Source organism: Bacillus sp. ChL18, from assembly GCF_026241425.1.
GTDB classification, from domain to species: Bacteria; Bacillota; Bacilli; order Bacillales; family Bacillaceae; genus Bacillus; species Bacillus velezensis.
In genome coordinates this window covers 212,357-229,738 of the sequence record NZ_JAPHWE010000002.1, presented here as the reverse complement: position 1 = coordinate 229,738, position 17,382 = coordinate 212,357, and the positions used below count along the sequence as shown (strand labels likewise).

15 protein-coding genes and 3 pseudogenes are annotated in these 17,382 nt (G+C 44.5%); 1 reads left to right on the top strand and 17 read right to left on the bottom strand.

The window, feature by feature from the left end; genetic code table 11:
* Positions 1–10 precede the first annotated feature (10 nt).
* The 16 genes and pseudogenes from OQ477_RS12125 to OQ477_RS12050 form a co-directional block, all read right to left on the bottom strand.
* Positions 11–1,450, bottom strand: a complete 1,440-nt coding sequence (locus tag OQ477_RS12125; protein ID WP_265972624.1) for a DEAD/DEAH box helicase — start codon at positions 1,448–1,450, stop codon at positions 11–13.
* Between the two features lie 54 nt (positions 1,451–1,504).
* Positions 1,505–1,730: pseudogene (locus tag OQ477_RS12120) on the bottom strand (hypothetical protein).
* A 51-nt stretch (positions 1,731–1,781) separates the two neighbouring features.
* A complete protein-coding gene (locus OQ477_RS12115; protein ID WP_265972623.1) occupies positions 1,782–2,042 on the bottom strand; it encodes a DNA-binding protein in 261 nt (86 codons plus the stop codon).
* A 16-nt stretch (positions 2,043–2,058) separates the two neighbouring features.
* Positions 2,059–2,424 carry a YxiJ family protein gene (locus OQ477_RS12110; protein WP_130571318.1) on the bottom strand — a complete coding sequence of 122 codons (366 nt, stop codon included), beginning with the start codon at positions 2,422–2,424 and terminating at the stop codon, positions 2,059–2,061.
* 257 nt (positions 2,425–2,681) lie between these two features.
* On the bottom strand, positions 2,682–3,509 hold the full coding sequence (locus tag OQ477_RS12105; RefSeq protein WP_265972622.1) for a hypothetical protein: 828 nt from the start codon (positions 3,507–3,509) through the stop codon (positions 2,682–2,684).
* Between the two features lie 42 nt (positions 3,510–3,551).
* Positions 3,552–4,031, bottom strand: a complete 480-nt coding sequence (locus tag OQ477_RS12100) for a hypothetical protein (protein ID WP_265972621.1) — start codon at positions 4,029–4,031, stop codon at positions 3,552–3,554.
* A 67-nt stretch (positions 4,032–4,098) separates the two neighbouring features.
* Complete coding sequence (locus OQ477_RS12095) at positions 4,099–4,512, bottom strand: hypothetical protein (RefSeq protein WP_265972620.1); 414 nt, start codon at positions 4,510–4,512, stop codon at positions 4,099–4,101.
* 94 nt (positions 4,513–4,606) lie between these two features.
* Positions 4,607–4,999, bottom strand: a complete 393-nt coding sequence (locus tag OQ477_RS12090; protein WP_049627659.1) for a hypothetical protein — start codon at positions 4,997–4,999, stop codon at positions 4,607–4,609.
* Positions 4,992–5,474 (bottom strand): hypothetical protein, encoded by a 483-nt coding sequence (locus OQ477_RS12085; protein WP_049627660.1) that lies wholly within the window; start codon positions 5,472–5,474, stop codon positions 4,992–4,994. Before OQ477_RS12085 ends, OQ477_RS12090 begins: the two co-directional genes overlap by 8 nt.
* 176 nt (positions 5,475–5,650) lie before the next feature.
* A pseudogene (locus OQ477_RS12080) lies at positions 5,651–12,689 on the bottom strand (DNRLRE domain-containing protein).
* A gap of 160 nt (positions 12,690–12,849) precedes the next feature.
* Entirely contained in the window at positions 12,850–13,914 is a 1,065-nt protein-coding gene (locus OQ477_RS12075) for a polysaccharide lyase family 1 protein (protein ID WP_265972618.1), read from the bottom strand.
* Between the two features lie 141 nt (positions 13,915–14,055).
* A complete protein-coding gene (locus OQ477_RS12070; RefSeq protein ID WP_265972617.1) occupies positions 14,056–14,967 on the bottom strand; it encodes a DMT family transporter in 912 nt (303 codons plus the stop codon).
* A gap of 147 nt (positions 14,968–15,114) precedes the next feature.
* Positions 15,115–15,561, bottom strand: coding sequence for a universal stress protein (locus tag OQ477_RS12065; protein ID WP_021494690.1), 447 nt, complete (start codon positions 15,559–15,561; stop codon positions 15,115–15,117).
* A gap of 81 nt (positions 15,562–15,642) precedes the next feature.
* Positions 15,643–15,766 (bottom strand): annotated as a pseudogene (locus OQ477_RS12060) (family 1 glycosylhydrolase); the annotation flags it as partial.
* Between the two features lie 93 nt (positions 15,767–15,859).
* Entirely contained in the window at positions 15,860–16,006 is a 147-nt protein-coding gene (locus OQ477_RS12055; protein WP_024085986.1) for a hypothetical protein, read from the bottom strand.
* 41 nt (positions 16,007–16,047) lie between these two features.
* Positions 16,048–16,227, bottom strand: a complete 180-nt coding sequence (locus OQ477_RS12050) for a hypothetical protein (RefSeq protein WP_042635622.1) — start codon at positions 16,225–16,227, stop codon at positions 16,048–16,050.
* A gap of 290 nt (positions 16,228–16,517) precedes the next feature.
* Between OQ477_RS12050 and OQ477_RS12045 the strand changes: the two genes are divergently transcribed.
* Positions 16,518–16,973, top strand: a complete 456-nt coding sequence (locus OQ477_RS12045; RefSeq protein ID WP_265972616.1) for a MerR family transcriptional regulator — start codon at positions 16,518–16,520, stop codon at positions 16,971–16,973.
* Positions 16,974–17,172: 199 nt separating this feature from the next.
* On the opposite strand, the gene OQ477_RS12040 is transcribed toward OQ477_RS12045, so the two are convergent.
* On the bottom strand, positions 17,173–17,349 hold the full coding sequence (locus OQ477_RS12040; RefSeq protein WP_024085988.1) for a hypothetical protein: 177 nt from the start codon (positions 17,347–17,349) through the stop codon (positions 17,173–17,175).
* Positions 17,350–17,382: the final 33 nt, after the last annotated feature.

Here is a 17,382-nt window from a genome sequence, read left to right as displayed (position 1 = left end):
GCTTTCTTTTTTATTTCTTGGCTTTATGGACTTTCAGTTTTTTGCCTTTGACCGTCGTATTTTTCATGATGTCAAGAACGTGCGGACCTTTGCCGTTCAGAATCTCGACGTACGATGCGTTGTCCAAAATCGTGATAATCCCGATATCATCGGCTGAAACGCCGTCGATTTTCGCAATCGTTCCGACAAAATCGACCGCTCTGAGTTTTTTCTTTTTCCCGCCGTTAAAGTACAGCTTCATGATGTCTTTGTTTAACTGTTCGCTTTTGTCTGTTTTGACATCGGGGCGGGCGTTCAATTTTTCTGCAAAAGCCGCTTTCCGTTCCGCTGTTTCTTTCTCGGACGGCGCCTCCCGCTTCTGGATGCGGAAACCGATATATGTCTCAATGTCATTCAGAAACCGCGATTCAGACGGCGTCACAAACGTGACGGCCCGTCCGCGGTGCCCGGCGCGGCCCGTTCTGCCGGTGCGGTGCACATAGCTTTCTTTTTCAAGCGGAATATCATAATTGATGACGAGGCTGATGTTTTCGATATCAATTCCTCTGGCGGCAACGTCGGTCGCAATGAGATAGCGGAACTCGCCGCGCTTGAATTCATTCATGACGTCAAAGCGGTCTTCCTGCACCATGCCGCCGTGAATTTTATCGCAAGGGTAGCCCAGCCTGTCCAGCTCATCGGTTAACTGGATGACTCTTTCTTTTGTCCGGCAGAATATGATGCAGCTGTCCGGGTTTTCGGTGATCAGGACATCACGCAGCAAAGATGTTTTGTCCTCTTCTTCTGTTCTGGTGACAAAATGCGCAATGTCTTTTGTCGTCAGGCCTTCCGCTTTTACTTCAATCAATTCAGGGTCTTTCATATATGTGCGGCTCAGCTTCTCGACGTCATCCGGCAGCGTCGCTGAAAACAGCATGGTGACTCTGTTTTTCGGCAGATGCTGAATGATGGCTTCCACCTGTTCAATAAATCCCATATTCAGCATTTCATCCGCTTCGTCAATCACTACATACGCCAGCCGTTCAAGCGGCAGCGTCCCTTTCTCTATATGATCAAGCACACGCCCCGGCGTTCCGGCAACGACGTGGCTTTTTTGCTTCAGTTCGGTTTTCTGTTTGTCAAAAGAAGCTTTTCCGAAAACCGCCGTGGCTTTTATCCGTTTGAAACGGCCGATATTCGTGATATCTTCTTTAATCTGCGCCGCAAGCTCGCGGGTCGGCGTTAAAATCAGCGCCTGCGGTTTGTTTTCCTCCCACTCCGCAAGCTCGCAGATCGGAATGCCGAAAGCCGCGGTTTTGCCGCTGCCCGTCTGCGATTTGACGACGAGGTCTTTTTTTTGCAGCGCGGCGGGGATGACGCGCCGCTGCACTTCAGTCGGCTCGGTGTATTGCAAGCCATTCAGCGCCCGTCGGATCTCGGGGCTGATCGCATATTCATTAAACTCATTCATGACTAAACTCCTTCTCTGTCCGGCTCCCCTCATTATACGCGAAATGCCGCCGCTTTACCCTGACGTTTTGCCGGGCCATTCGGGGGGAGTGCTTTTTCTTCATGTCAAGCACGACCCATTTGGCGCAATAAAAGCTCATGCTTCCTTCCCCGTCATCGACATAGTAGCGGATCGATTCCCAGCCGCCGTCGATCGGGCTGATATCCAGATGGATGTCGGTGATGCTTTCAAGATCATCCGGCCTCAGTAGAACTGCTTTCTCATGTTTGTGCCACTCCATTTTGTGCCTCCTTTTTTTCAGCTGAATTGGCATGTCTGACTCAAATGAATCTTACACCCCCCCATGAATTTCTTTATATGTCTGCATCCAATCTTTTAATTCTTCTTTCGTATGCAGATACGAATCAGGCGAATCTTTCAGATCAAACCCGCTCAAATATACGAGCATCTCCCAAACGGTTTCGTCCTCAACCGCCGGATCATCTGCAGCCACGTACTCGCACGCCCAATCCGACACTTCTTTCCTCGCCGCTTGACCGTTCAGGATCAGACCAGCCTTCTTCAGACATTCTGCTCTTGTGGGTTCTTTCACGTTAGAAGCCTGCCTTTCATTTCTTGTTTAAAATGCTGACTAACAGCCTCCTGGCCCGTTCGTGCCGCCCGATTTCCCGGCTGAGCTCCGGATAATCTGTTAAAGCGTTTTTCAGCTGCGCATATTGCGGATACAGCTCAAAAAAGGATTTATATAAGGCTTTACGCTGCCGTGCAGGCATTTGTTTATTCGCCAACACAAAATCTAAGCCGCCGCAGATAAGTGCGAAGTATTCATAAAAATCCCCAGCACAGGCAGCACCCTCAAAGTCTTCTTCGAATCTCCCTGTATCTGAAGGCAGCGGCCCCTCTAATTCTTTTTTGTATAATTTCAGGTTTCGGATGACGTCATTATTTAAAGAATATCTGTTGGATCTTAACATCTCAGAATCACTCGAATATCACCTGATTCATCGATGATCGTAATCGAAAGCCCGCCATTCTGATGCCGTCCGAGATACAGACGCCCGCAGTTATCAAAATGACAAAAACATCCTTTTACTGATTCTTCGACTATCTTATTCATTTTTATTTTCATATAATTACCCCTTGAGTCTTGGATGGTATTTTATTTATATCGATCGTTCACTCTGTAAAATGATATGCAGATGGCTGAAAAAAGCCATCTGCATAGGATTGATCAATACTTTACCAGATATAAATCGTTATCACTAAAGATAAAAATACGGTCCTGTACGGCTCTGTACGTTGTTTCTCCTTTTCTATCAATACCGTGTATCATGACGTCAGTCTCTGATAAGCCTTTGTGCTCTTCATGAAATGTAAATAGGGTATCCTCATGACTCTGAATCAGCAGCACCCTTTTTTTCGAAACGGATAGCTGATCACAATAGGAGTATTGATCGCCGTCCAGCACATATTCTGCAACAGTACGAATTCTATCCCGTCCAATCTGATAATGCCCGATGACACAGCAATCCTCTCCCTCGAAACATACATACAAATCAGATTTGATCGATTGTACGGCATAGCATTCATGCATCATTTCTTTAAAATCGTCTTCAAAATAAAACGTTCTGTCTTCTGCATGAAAAGCAAATATCGCTTTTCCTTGAGGATTTCTCTCATCATACATACCCTCGTCCGTTAATCCGATCCATAATAATCCATCCTCACCCAGATGAAATACATTGGCGCTTAATAGAAAAGAACAAATCGGATTGATTTTATTACTGTTTACGCAGTATACGGCTAATTGACACGTATGATTTTCCAGGTAAACGATAACGATTGTGTTATCATACGAATCAACCAGATAGAAATGGGCATCTTCAGAAAATCCGTGTAACTCTTTTTTGATTAAAAGAGAGCTGCCTTTCATAACCTCCAATATTACTTTGTGATCGTGCACGGACACAATAAACACTTGATCATCCCGACCCGCATTGAAATAAATGATATTTTCCCTTTCATATGACCCAACACGCTCCGCGGTAAGTTCTAACATCAGCAACACTCCGTTGATTAGGAACCTGAAATTTATATTAAATTAATCAATGATATATAAATCTGCTGCATCGTATTCAAACCAAATGATTTTTTCATTATTTTCAGTAGTTACATCAACCTTTTGAGTGTTCAGGTTCATATAGGACTTATTTTTGGCAGGATTTGCTATTATAACAACAAAGTCATTGATCGATGCTAAAAAATATAATTCATCTAATAAGTGATCTGCCATCAATTCTTCTTTGGTTAGGGCACATTCAATATGAATGAACTTTTTCGATACAGTATTCATATGTATCATTTTCTTTTCAACCTTCTTCTTCCATTCTTCAATAAAAGAAGGAAATGCCATTACTTCTATTAGAGCTGTTTCGAACTCTAAGTCATTCATTAATTGAGAAAAAGTATCTTTACTCACTAGATCACATGAATAAATCGAATTGTATTTAAGCGGATTAATCACATCCAGATTCCCTATAGCCCTCAATGATTCTTTTTGTAAATTTAAAGGAGTGTTCATGTTTGCCTCCGCGAACGATTTCGTTATGTAAGAAAAGAGAGGCTGGGAACCTCTCTTATTTGTTTATTTATGATTTCGACTGATACGCATAAAATGATTGGTCGTCAAAGCGAACTGTTTCAGCCTCTACAGCAATCAGCATGCTGTTCATATTTATAAGAAAATTAGCATTTGATTGATATTCCGGAATTACAGAATTTGATAGATTTCCGATTCCTTCCGGGTGGTAACTCATCTCAAATACTTGCCAATTGTATTCTTCGGGATCTATTTTTTCTAATCTCATATCACCAATATCTGCACTAAAATAAACAGATGCTGTATTTTGAAATAATATTTTATGCGTATATTCAGCTTCACTTTCAAAAACCTTAATATCAAATGAGAGTTCTTTTTTAAACACATTAAAATCTAAATGAAGGACACTGCACCCCCCATCTATGTAATCTACCCATTCATTAATGGTTTTGTACATGGTCATCTCCTGCCTCTTTTTTATTAAGACAAATGTAAAGCCAGACCTCACAAAAGAGGAATTACCTTTCAAAACCATCTAGATAAATTATTCGTTACGATCAATCTTTATCTGATGCATATATTTCAGTTGAATCAAAGATCACCCGTTCGGTTTCAATTGCATAGACTGCTTCGTTAATCCCAATCAAAATGTTTGCATTCGATTCATAATCTTCAATTAAAGGGTGATATATTGTTCCAATCCCCTGAGGATAGCATGAGAACGAATGTAACCTCCATCTTTTCTCTGCATTGACTCCATCTAAAGATGATTCCTTGCCCGCATAAAAAAATAATGATGATACATTTTTGAATTCAATACAATGCTGTTGCTTTTTTCCTTTCGTATTCACTTCCAAATGAAGAATAAACTCTTTTTTAAAGAAATGAAAATCTGTTTTTAATACGATGCATTCCGAATCAATCAGTAGCTTTTGTAATGGATTATTCACCTGAATCCTCCCTCCTTGAAAAGATTTTCTTGATTCCAGCCACTATATGACCCCTTTGATTTTTTTCAGTTTTCTCGTGATAATTAAACACTTGATATTCTTTAGAATCAAAGTATATATATTTACATTCTATGGCAAGTAAAGTTCCGTTAATTTCTATAAGAAAATTAGCACTTGAGACTTGATCACCTAATATACCATTTTGCATTTTTCCAATTCCCTCTTTGAAATAACTGATTTCCTCAAGGTACCAATTAGCATCACTGGGCATATTTTTATCAAACTTGTTATTAACACCGAAATAAACTCCGTTTACATCTTTAAATGTAATTTCTTTTAAAGTGGCTTTTTCTCCTCCATCATATACCTTGAAATAAAGAGTTAATCTATTCTCTAAGTATTCAAAATTAATATCGTGCAAAAAGCAATTAACATCATGATTCATATAGTCTATCCATTGTTCAATACTGTTCATGTAATAACATTCTCCTCACTTTATTTAAGTAAAAAGGTTTGAAAATGCAGATGGCAACTTAGAAAATATACGTAAATATAATTCACCTGTATAACCATCTGCATCTCTATCTATGTTAATTGCTATTATTAACCCCTAAATGGATCAAAACTTAGAGCTATACATTTATACTAATATCATCTGTGTGACTTACTGCGTAAGCGTTTATTTATATTTCGATGTGATGACCATCTTAACTTTATATGAGTCTCATAAGGATTATTTGAGAAATGCCCTTTTGCATTTAAAGGACCTTTATTTCTAACTGACATTCTATAGTAAGGTTTTTTTCGCTGACCAGAATTCTTCCCCATTAATCTTACTGTATGTTTTTTAGTAGTAACTACCCAACCTTTCTTAGTTTTAGCTCTCTTAATCACACCTTTGTTTGCCTTTGCGACTTTTCTAGCATTCCAATATGTTTTAGATAATTTTCCAGCCTTATATAGAGTACGTCCTACTCGTAGATAGTTTCCTCCGATTGCTCCGCCAGCAGCACCTAAGGCTACAGATCCAACTAACCTCCAACCTCTTGCTCCCTTTGCCTTCGCTGCTTTGTAAGAAGAGACTCCTCCAATTAAAGCACCTACTACCATCCACACCCAATGCCCATCCGGATCGACGTTCATGACTGGGTTGTTGTTTCCGTATGCATATCCATTCTGATCCAATGAATCCCCATCACTGCCCGGGTCTGGGTCTAGTGATAAGAATACGCCGTTTCTTGGCTCGTAGTAGCGGGCCATGAGATAGTACAGGCCGGTTTCTTCGTCGTATTGGTAGCCTGCGTAGCGGTAGCGATTGTCTTTTACTTCGTCGCTCGCTTCGGTTTTTGTCGGATTTCCCCACGCATCGTATTGATATTTGGCAACAGTTTTTCCGGTGCTGTCTGAGATGGCGATGACGTCGCCGTGTGCGTTGTAGTGATAGAAATATTTCTTGCCGTTCTTTGTATAGGATAACAGCTGGCCGCTGTCACCGTACGTGTATGATTTTGTGACGTTGTTGTCTGCGTCTGTTTCATACAGGACATTCAAGCTGTCTCCGTCGTAGAAGTAGTTCGTGACGTTTCCGTTGACGGTTTTTTGGATTCTGTTTCCTTTTTCATCGTATTTGTATGTTGCGAACGGCTTGTCTTCGCCTTTTTTCGTGACGGCGGTCAGGTTGTCTTCCGCGTCCCACGTATATGTGTATTTGCCGTCGGATGTGCGATTGCCGTTTTTATCGTAGGACAGGTCTTCGTCATTCACCTTCGTCAGCTGGTTCATGATGTTGAAGGATGCGTTGACTGATTTGCTTGCGCCGTCCTTTGTGGCGGTGACGTTTGTCCGGTTGCCGAAGCCGTCGTACGTATATTGAATGACGGTGCCGTCTTCATGAGTTTCTTTGACGAGCTGGTTGAGCTTGCCGTATTCGTACTGCACCTTTCCGCCCGCTGAGCTGTCGATGACCGTGCGGTTGCCGTTGGCGTCATATTCATAGCTTTCCCGGAAGATGCTGCCGCCGTTTTTCGTTCCGATATGAAGAGAGCTGACGAGATTCCGCTCATCATATGAAAAACTCGTGCCGACTTCATTGCCGCTGATGAATGTCTGGACATTGCCGTTTTCATCATAATCAAATGTATAGGCTGAAGTGCCGTCTTTCATTTCAATCATTTGATCAAGTTTGTTGTACGTAAAGCTGTTTGTTCCTTTTTGGCCGCCGTGGCTCCATGAGAAAGTTTTCAGCTTATCCGAATCAGCCGGATACGTCCAGCTTTGGCTGCCGCCGCGGTCGGTTAATTCGGTCAGGCGGTTTTTGTTGTCAAAGGTGCGTTTTTTCGTTATATTTTGTTCTTTGTTTGTGACAGACGTTTCATTGCCGTTTTTGTCATAGGTAAAGTTATATTTTTCAGTGCCGTTATACGCTTTTGACTTAACCCGATCGGTGCCGTCATAGGTCAGCGACACTTCATTTCCGTTGGCGGAAACGGTTTTCGTCAAGTTGCTGTTGGCGTCATATTCACTCTTCAGTACATTGCCGAGCGGGTCGGTTGTTTTGACGAGCTTGCCCATGACGTCATATTCATATTGATAGGTCTGATCTGCGCCGGCCCGAATCGTTTTTGTCAGCTCATTTCCTTCCTTGTCATAGCTGTGAAGGATGGATGTGCCGTTTGACAGGGTCAGCTTTGTCAGCTGGTCGGCCTGATCGTATTCGTAGGCGGTTGTTTCGCCTTTCGCGTCGGTTTCAGACATTTTCTTTCCAGTCTCGTCATATGAAGCAGTGCTTGCATACCCTAGTTCGTCTTCTTCTTTTGTGACGTAGTTTCCTTTTTCGTCATAGGTGTTTTTCGTCAGGATGCTTCCTTCGATTAAACGGATATCATCAAACCACGCCGTTCCTGTGGCGCTTTTTTGGAACAGAATGCTGATTTCGATTTTATTGATCGGCTTTGTTTTTCGGGATGACTGCCGCTGCCCGGTTCCATTCCTGTGTCCCCTGCGGGAATTTGGCGGTGTATACGCCTGTCGTGCCGTCCGCATAAGTGACGTCAGCCTGAAGCGCGTAATCATTGTCGTTCGTTAATTTTACGCCGTCAGCCTTGGACATCCCTGTCAGCGTGATATATACCGGCTTATCGTCCGCGCTTTGGCCTAATGTAACGGTTTGTTTTGCGGCCGCATTGGCTTGTGATGCATTTGTGCGGGACGCTTTTAATGAGCTGTCATCATCGAAGCCTTCATCAAGGTCAGCGGCGGCTCCGCTTGTGCTCCAGCCGTCTGCTTTAGCCGTGAAACTGCTGTTTTGCACCGGGTTATAGCTTGAAGAGACTTCCCCTTTTTCCAGCTGAACCTGATCAAACCACGCTTTTCCTTTGCCGTCCTTGTCGTTATGATCCACTTCCATATAGACGATGGCTTTTCCTGCATTGGCCGGTGTGGTAAAGGTGATCTGCCGTTTCGTCCAGTCATTCTTTCCGGCTAATGCGCCTGATTCATTGTGAATCCATTGAATGCGTTTTTGGTCTTTGTCACGCAGATCAATGTTGAAATACGCTCTCGCCTTTGTCAGATCCGTTTTGATCTGGCCGCTGAGTGTATACGTCGTATTCGGCTCAAGCTGCACTTCCTGCGTTGCGGACGCATGGCCGTGCTCTGTTCCGGCTGAAGCGGATTGTGAGGAGATCTCCAGTGCTTTTTGTCCGGACAGCGCGCCGCTTCTTGCTTTTACAGATGCAATACTTCCGCTGTCTCTCGTAGCGGTGAGATTCCAGCCCAGCTTTGTTCCTTCAAAGCTGCCGTCTTTCAGCAGGCTTGCCGAAGCTGCCAGCTCTTTGCTTGATTGAATGAGATTTCCATACTTGTCATACACGGCGGCGGATGAGGATTTTCCGCTTTGATCCGTCTCAGAAACGGCATCAAGTCCGTCGTACGCAATATCAGTGACGTTCCCCTCGGTGTCCTTCATTTTCGTTACGTCATTGTTTTTGTTGTACTGATACGTTTCGGTGCCATAGTTGTCTTTTACGGCTGTGACGTTGCCGTCTTTATCATATTGATAGCTTTCTGTCGCTTTGCCCGCATCCGCGTCGTTCGGATCGGTGTCCTGAATGACGTTGTTGCCTTCGTATACAGTGTTGGTCGTGATTTTCAGCCCTTCGGCATCATCGATTATTTGAATCGGGTTGCCCGCCTCATTATAGCCGTACTGCACTTTGCGGCCGTTCGGCTGCGTCATGAGCAGCGTTTTTTTGTCCGCGTCATAGCTGTAGTCGTACGTTTCTTTTTTCGCATTGACGGCTTTGGTCAGGCGGTGGCCGCTATATTGGTATTCAGTGAACAGCGGTTTGTCATCCGTGCTGTTTGCAGAATACTGCTTGACGAGGCGCCCTTCGTCATCGTAGTCATAGCTTGTGACGCTGCCGTCAGTATCCGTCACCTTTTTGAGAAGGTCTTTGTCATATGAATACGAAATCTTTTTGTTTTTCGGCCCTGTAAGAGATGTGACATGGCCGTTTTCATCATAGGTAAATGTCAGCTTGCGCCCTGATGCGTCTGTTATGGCGGTCAGCTGATTGCTGTCGTTATACTCGTATACGGTTGTGTTGTTGTGTCCGTCAACGATTTTTTGGAGCTTTCCGCCTTTTTTGCTGAAATAAGCGTTCGTCTGATCTTTTGTTTTTAATACAAATTGATCGCTTGTTTCCGTCAGTTCGAGATAAACGCCTGTCGGCGGCTGATACGTGCCGTCAGATTTTTTCGTGAAGACATGTGTTGTCGCGTCCTCATCAATATAAACGGCTCTGCCGTCTTCAGAAAGAATCGACGTTTCCGCATCGGCATACCAGCCTTGGCCGAACATATGGTCAGAGCTGTCAAGGCTGTTGAAGGTCCGGGAGAGTCCGAGCCCCGGTCCGCGTCCGTCGATTGACATATCTTCTTCATTGACGATGACATTTCCCGTTGCGCCGTTCAGCTGTCCGTCCGGAATGTCAATAATGGACCAGAATTCTTCCGTTCCGAGGAATTCCGCCCCTTCATGGAAAACAGGGTTAAAAGGTGCGGTCGGTATGCTGTCACCGTTTGCGTCATAGGCGGTCAGCGTAAAGGAATAGTTCTTCTTCCCTTTGTAATTGCCGTTTGCGTTTTCGTAAACAGGTGAAGGGTCAAGCGCCAGTTCGCCGCCCTTTCCGTCCGTGTGAAGCTGGAATCTTCCCGCTTTCACTTCATCGGCTGAAGGCCAGATGTGTTTGTTTTGGGTCGTCCAATGATCGGTATCACCGATCTCGAATGATTGATAGTCTTTTCCGTTGTAGATGTTGATTTTGTAGCCTTTCGCGTTTTTCACCTTATCCCATATGAGATTGACATAACCCGTTTGGCTGGATTTCGTGTTCGTATAGACGTAGCCTGTCAGGTTTTTCGGCTTTGCGATATCAGGCAGCGCCGGACTCGCTTCCGGTGAGGCGATCGCTTCTCCGTCTTTGTTATAGGCAATGACTTTAAATCCGTAGGTTTTCCGGTTCGCATCTCCGCCGGCGTTTTTATAAACGGGGCCCGGGTTGATCGGCAATTCCGCGCCTTTTTTGTCTTTCAGGTGAAGCGCATATTTTCCGGCGCTGATTTCCGCCTTTGTCGGCCAGATGTTTTGATCTTTTGTGGACCAGGATGTTTTATTTCCGAGGTCAAGCGTTTCAAAGCTTTTGCCGTTAAAGACTTGCATTTTATACCCGGCTGCGCCTGATACGGCTTTCCAGGAAAGATCAAACCAGCCTGTGGCGTTGTTGTTATTAAAGCCTTTCGTACTTGGTTTCTGAACTCTGCCAATATTCGGAATGACGGGCTTGGCGGCCGCAGACATGGCGCCTTCTCCCTGGTCAAACACCGCGCTGACCGCGACCCAGTAATTTTTACTTGCCGGATAGCTGCCGCCGGAGTTTTTATAGACCGGCGAAGGATTAAGCGCTAATTCACTTCCGCCTTTTCCGTCTGTATGCAGCTTATATTTGCCGGAGTCGATTTCCGCTTTTGTCGGCCAAATCTTTTTCCCTCTTGTGCTCCAAGAGGTTGCATTGCCGACCGGAATGGCTTGATATTCTTTCCCGTTATAAAGCCACACTTTATAGCTTTTGGCGCCTTCAGCTTTTTTCCAGCTGATATTGAAAAATCCTGTCGAATCTCCGTTATGATACGCTTTGACAGACGGCGTGTCCGCCTTCGGAATCGTGTATGTCACTTCAATGTATGGTTTTTTAGCAGAGTTTGCTGATGACATCAGCTTCTTCCAATATTCTTTTCCGTTGCCGTTTGCGTGAAGCTTAAAGCCGTAATTGGCGCCGCCGCTATTCCACGACTTGACTGCGGAGGTGACATCGAAGCTTGCCCATTGGCCTTTATAGACCTCGGCTTTGCCGATGTTTTTGGAGCCCGGCTTGTTCTTCCACGTAATCTTGGCATTGTCGTAATTGCTGTTAACGGTGTCGAGCCAAAGCCCCGTCGCCTTTGATCCGTAATAGGAGTGGGCTGTGTATGCTTTGAGCGTCGCTTTCGTCACCGTCATGTTTTTGATCGGCTTTAGATTATCAAACTTCATAAAAGCGTAGTTCGTTCCGGTTGTGCCGTCATAATATCCAGTTTTCAGCACGTACGCTTTCAATCCGGCATCCCATTTCTGCGATGCGGCAGAGTAGTTTGTCGTCGGGTACGCGCTCATGACAAAGGTATCGGATGACACAGATACTGATGTTGAAGGGTCAATAGATACCGGATAAACCCGCTTGGGATCTTTCAGCCATTTTTCATCGGCCGTTACATGGAGCAAGTAGCCTTCGCTGTTTTTTTCAAGTTTGAAGCTGACATCTTCTGACCTGTTGACTTCACCTGACTTTTCGTCGAGATCTGAGTCGGTCATAAAGGGCTTCGGCACGGTGTAGACGACATTGTCTTTATCATCAGAAAACGCGATCGAGCCGTCTTCCTGTTCTTTAGCCTGCAGGTCGGTTTTGATTTGAAAGGTGAAGGAATTGTAGCCTTCATATTTGTGAAGCACAAGGTCTTCTTTTATGTTTTCGTTAAATGTGTAGGTTTGTAAATCAATTGCAGGAAACACTTGCTGATACGTAAGCTCGTTGCTGTCTTCCCTTACTTTTGCTGAGGCATCTGTCGGAGTAATTGCAGCCTGATCGGGGCCTTTTGCGCCGGTTAATGAATATGTGAGCTTATGATCATCGTGTTCAAATGTAGCGTATAATCCGTTTTTCATTTGCTTCAGAAAATCGGAGTTCAGCACTGTATTTTCCGTTCCGACTTCCTTTGAGCCGGTTTTCAATTCAGGAGAAACGTCTTCCCAGTCCGCATTGGCGGTTTCTTTCGTATGAATGGGGTCTGTGTAGATTTCCTGTTTGTACACACCCTCGCCTTCATAGTAAAGCTTTGAATTCTCAGTTCTTTCAGACGTGATCTCACCGTCTTGATTGATATCTTTTTGATCAAAAGGCATCTGCTCAGATGCTTTTTCCGCCGGAAGATCTTTTTCCGGGTCTGCGGCCGGAATGGCGGCGGTTTTCGCTTGATCTTGTTTTTCACGCGTTTCTGCCGCAAACACATCGGCAGGCGCAATGGAAATCATCAGCGTGGCCGCAAGAGTGCCGGCCAGCCACTTTTTCCACTTGTTCTTTTTTCCTATTTTCATAGGTTCTCCTCCTTCTTTTGTAATATAGGCTTAACAATAGTAATATTATTGAAATTGTTTACCAATATTTTCCTAGGTATTTAAGGTTATTTTAAGGATTATAGGTATTTTGAACCTTTTGTTCATATAAAAAAACCGCCGGCTGCCGGCGGTTTTCGTATTATGGATAGCGGAGATTTGTATTTTGCGCTCCCGCGTAGGATTGGGCGAAGTTTTTGGCGTCCTGGGCTGAAAGGGTGCCGTAGCTGTAATTTGATCTCGGATTCCAGCCGGTGCGCGGTGATTTCGGGGCTTTGAGCGACGGGAATGAACCGGTGTCGGTGAATTGGGCCGTCCCGTAGTCGTCTATCATTCCGCCTTTTTCATTTCCGTTGCCGAAATAGTTGGCTTCTGAGAAGACAGTCGCGTTTGTATGAATGGTGAATCCTAAATTGAAATTGGTTACATAGTTGTTTTTCGCGTGAAAATAGCCGTATCTCATCAGACCCGGTGAACGCACATAGACGTTATTAAAATAGTTGTTGGTGATCGTCATATGCGGATAGCCGATATAATTGCGTCCTTCGTTATCATCATTCGGATAACCGAGAATCAGGCCGTACAGATGGTCTGTGAATTTAGAGTTAGACAGCGTCACAAAATCCGCTTTGGCGCCGACATACAGAAGCTTTCCCAAATCACTGCGGCTGTTCGGATTGTAGCTGTGTCCTTCAAACCACACGTGGTCAATCCAGTAATTCTGTCCGTTCGCTATGTACATCGGAATGTCGTTGTTGCCCGTAATGGCGGCACTATGGCTGATAATGAGATTTTTGAAAATCACATTGTTTGAGCCGGAGCCGGTGGTCAGATAGATGTTGGTCAGCCTGTGGCTGGTATAAGAGCCGACGATGGTTTTATTGGCGCCGACTGTCACAACGGCTTTACCCGGGGAAGAAATATCACTTGTGATGACGATGGTTTTGCGGTCCGTTCCGCCCGCATTGTTTTTCAGATCATTAAGATTGCTGACGTAGACGACGGGGCCGCCTTGGCCTCCCGATACGGCGGATTTTGCTTTTCCGTTATGGTCCTCCGCATTTCCCGCGAATCCGGTAAGTCCCTGCATCACATCCGGATAAGCCGCTGCCGCTTCTGCCTGCTTTGATACGGAACATACGATGGCCAGACAAAGCGCAAAGCCGAGTGCAGCCAAGAAAGCGAGATGACGCGTCTTGTTTATCATGCCCTTCACTCCTTTAATCTCTTAAATTGTAAACACAAGAAGTATTATACAATTACTATCCTCTTTTTCCATGATCTGTTTGTCTGCTTTTTCGTTATGGCTGAATAGCCCCAAAATAAAAAAAGCAGCCGGTACGGCCGCCTATATACGGGTGCTGTCTGCCTGAGTTTCCGCCGGCACGGCTTTTTGCTTTCGAATCAGGGACAGCGCCATTCCCGCAAAAATCAATACAATCCCCAAAGATTGATAAAGGTCGGGGCGAAATCCCGTAAATACGGTGTCAAGCACAATCGCCACCGCCGGATCAAGAAATACGATGATTGAAATAAACCGGGTGGATAAAAACCGCAAGCTGTCAAAAAAGAGCAAATACACAATTCCCGTATGAATGATGCCGGTCGACACAATCATGATCCAGTTCACATGCGACAAATCAGAAAAAGCGCCGAAACGGACGAACGGGAGAAGAATGATAACGCCCAATCCGGTCTGCAAACAGGTGACGGCGTATGGGCTGAGGCTGTTGATGCCTTTCCCGGCCAGTGTCGTAAAAGCATAAAAAAGGGCGGCCAGCACGGCCCAAATAATACCCGATCCCATCAGCTGAGAAAATGATGTACTTCCGTTGATGCCGGAAATCAGGGCGGTGCCCAGAAAACAAATCACGATGGAAGTGACGGACACAATATGCAGTTTCTCCCGGTATATAAGGCTCCCTAGGAGAAGGACGAGAACCGGAGCCAGATGATAAACGGAAATCGCTATCGTCACTGATGTCTCCTCAAATGATTTAAATAAAAACACCCAGTTCAGCACGAGAAAAAATCCGCAGGCCAGTGTCTGCAGCACCTCACGCCGGTTCCATTGTTCGGTGCGGTACCGTCCGGAACCAAACCAGCAAACGCCCAGAAACAAAGAGGCGCACAGACATCTCACAAAGACCAGTTCAATTGAAGGCACATTCGTATGTTCCGAAAAAAAGCCGATTGATCCGAAAATGACCATGGAAATGACCATTTTGATGACGGCATTTGATGTTTGTTCAGCTTTCATTGATTTGCTTCCCCCATATCATTGACTGTTTATTCAGACAAATACTAACAGCCATTTTACTTGATTCAGAGGAACATTTCATCCTATTTTTCGAAAGCCGGCGGTCTTTTCTCATTAAAAAAACCCCGCATCAGCAGGGTCTTCTGTTTAATGAACGATCAGTACAGGACAAGGAGACAATTGTGAGACCTTATGGCTCACGCTTCCGAGCATCATTTCTTTAAATCCGCTGATTCCGCGGCTTCCGACGACAATCAGATTGAAATGCTGTTCTTTCGCTATGTTTAAAATTTGATGCGCAGGTTCGCCTTGGACATACAGGCTTTCCGCGTTTACTCCGCTTTCAGCCGCTTTCTGCTTGGCATCTTCCAGAATGGCCGCTCCTTTTTGCTCGACTTCATGTTTGATGTCTTCAATGAAGTTTTCCGGAACATAGACAATCCCTGTTAAGGCTGATGTGGAGACAACGGCTTCACGTCCCGCATAGAGAATGGTGAGTTCAGCCTGCTGTTCTTTCGCCAGATGGATCGCTGCGTCCAAAGCTTTGCCGCTCATGTCTGAACCGTCTACTGCTGCAAGAATTTTTTTAAACATATGAATCCCGCCTTTCTGCTTTTATTGTCCTCCTCTCTTTGCTGAATGTCAATTTTGCCGGCTTGCTCCGGAACATTGCGCTTACAGACTTTCTCCGTTTGTGGGATGACGTCTTTATACCAATAAAAACTTTTCTTTTTCTTTCAAACGTGCCTTTTCCATCATTGCCGCGGTCGACATAGATATAGCCGTAGCGTTTTTTCATTCTAAAAGGGTTCGGGTGGCGCTGAGTGAGTCAACTCCTTAATCCTCCCTACGGTCCGGTTACCGTTGACTCACGCCCTATTCGCTTGCTTCCCTAAAATCCTTTAATAACGCAATTCAAAAAAATAATTAACACAACAATCGCAGTAACAACCACTGCTTCTACAGTGTAGGTCACTTTTTTCCTTCGCATTTGCTCTTTATATTTTCTTTGGATTTCCCTCTTCTTATCAACATTCATTTTTTCGGCTCCTTCCCAACCCCTCGAAAACTTCACATCCCTTATTTTGAACTACCGGAATAAGACAGCTCTAGCGCTTTTCGTATGTATTCTTCTTCTGTGATTTCTCCATGAAACCGCCTTTCTAAGAGCTTTTCCTCTTCTTCCGTCAGCACTAAGCCCTCAAAGCCAAGGGTTGCTCTTACATATTTCATCCCTGTTTCAAAATCAATCTCTTGCATTACTACCCCTCCTCTTTATCAAAAGGCCCTGCGGGTCATTTTCGCCAGTACGCCCCAATTTATGGTGCGTATAACTGGGCACTCCGTGACCGCTCCTAAATTCCAAAACAAACTCAAACACAAAAGAACCCAGTCAGTCCCCTGTCATGACTGGATTTTTCCTCTCGTTTAGGTATGCAGCGCCTTTTAAAATGCACCCTTTTCAAAACAACTCAAATCATAATAAAGGGTGCAACACTTAAAGGTGTCTGACCTCGCCATAGCGAACCTATTTTACGAGGTGATTCGTGATGGATATGGGAGTCAAATTATCGTCCAAGGACGTCGCAAAACACCTCGGTATAGAGCCGGTGACTGTCCGCAAGTATGCCAGTATGCTTGAAGAACAAGGCTACTCGTTCAATAAAGATTCGAAAGGATGGCGACTCTATACCGAAGATGACGTAAAGACTTTAGAGTATCTATGTACAATGACTAAGATCAATGGACACTCACTCGACGAAACGGTAAAGCATATAGCAAGCCTGTATCGTTCAAAACTGACCATATCGGATACCGCTACATCGCTACAGGACAATCCTTTGGTGGAATTCATGAAGCGACAGGAAGAATCCAACCAAAGAATGGCAGAACGGATGGAACAATTCGAAAAAAGACAGCATGAAAGACACGAGACACTCACTGCGGCATTACGGAAGTCGCTAGAGACACAAAGAATGATCGCAGCCACTAAACAAAAAAAGTAGTGGCAATTTTGGAAATAGAACACACGGAAAATGGCGCACTTATACATACAAACCTGTGTACATGCTAAATCTCTCGATTTCCGTCAGGCGTGTTACAAAAAAGGAGACTTTCACCGAGTCCACTTTTTTATTTTTTCACTCATGCATAACAATTTTCTCTCTTTTGCACCGCAATAAAAAAACAGGCCTGAAGGCCTGCTTAATCTATTTTAGCTTTTTTCCATGTACTCCTAACAATTCCCATGATCACTATGTATACAATCGCAATACCAACAGTTACACCCTCAATTTTTGTAAAAAAGCTATTCAAAATTATTAATAAAAACGCTAGTACTGACGCAAACCAGTGTATAGATTCATATTTTTTGTCACTCATTGCTGATCCCCTCACTCTTTCTGTTAAACACTT

Excerpts from the sequence above, each read along its gene's own strand:
- OQ477_RS12125 (WP_265972624.1), bottom strand. The coding sequence starts at position 1,450 with ATGAATGAGTTTAATGAATATGCGATCAGCCCCGAGATCCGACGGGCG.
- OQ477_RS12110 (WP_130571318.1), bottom strand. The coding sequence starts at position 2,424 with ATGTTAAGATCCAACAGATATTCTTTAAATAATGACGTCATCCGAAAC.
- OQ477_RS12105 (WP_265972622.1), bottom strand. The coding sequence starts at position 3,509 with ATGTTAGAACTTACCGCGGAGCGTGTTGGGTCATATGAAAGGGAAAAT.
- OQ477_RS12100 (WP_265972621.1), bottom strand. The coding sequence starts at position 4,031 with ATGAACACTCCTTTAAATTTACAAAAAGAATCATTGAGGGCTATAGGG.
- OQ477_RS12095 (WP_265972620.1), bottom strand. The coding sequence starts at position 4,512 with ATGACCATGTACAAAACCATTAATGAATGGGTAGATTACATAGATGGG.
- OQ477_RS12085 (WP_049627660.1), bottom strand. The coding sequence starts at position 5,474 with ATGAACAGTATTGAACAATGGATAGACTATATGAATCATGATGTTAAT.
- OQ477_RS12075 (WP_265972618.1), bottom strand. The coding sequence starts at position 13,914 with ATGATAAACAAGACGCGTCATCTCGCTTTCTTGGCTGCACTCGGCTTT.
- OQ477_RS12070 (WP_265972617.1), bottom strand. The coding sequence starts at position 14,967 with ATGAAAGCTGAACAAACATCAAATGCCGTCATCAAAATGGTCATTTCC.
- OQ477_RS12065 (WP_021494690.1), bottom strand. The coding sequence starts at position 15,561 with ATGTTTAAAAAAATTCTTGCAGCAGTAGACGGTTCAGACATGAGCGGC.
- OQ477_RS12055 (WP_024085986.1), bottom strand. The coding sequence starts at position 16,006 with ATGAATGTTGATAAGAAGAGGGAAATCCAAAGAAAATATAAAGAGCAA.
- OQ477_RS12050 (WP_042635622.1), bottom strand. The coding sequence starts at position 16,227 with ATGCAAGAGATTGATTTTGAAACAGGGATGAAATATGTAAGAGCAACC.
- OQ477_RS12045 (WP_265972616.1), top strand. The coding sequence starts at position 16,518 with ATGGATATGGGAGTCAAATTATCGTCCAAGGACGTCGCAAAACACCTC.
- OQ477_RS12040 (WP_024085988.1), bottom strand. The coding sequence starts at position 17,349 with ATGAGTGACAAAAAATATGAATCTATACACTGGTTTGCGTCAGTACTA.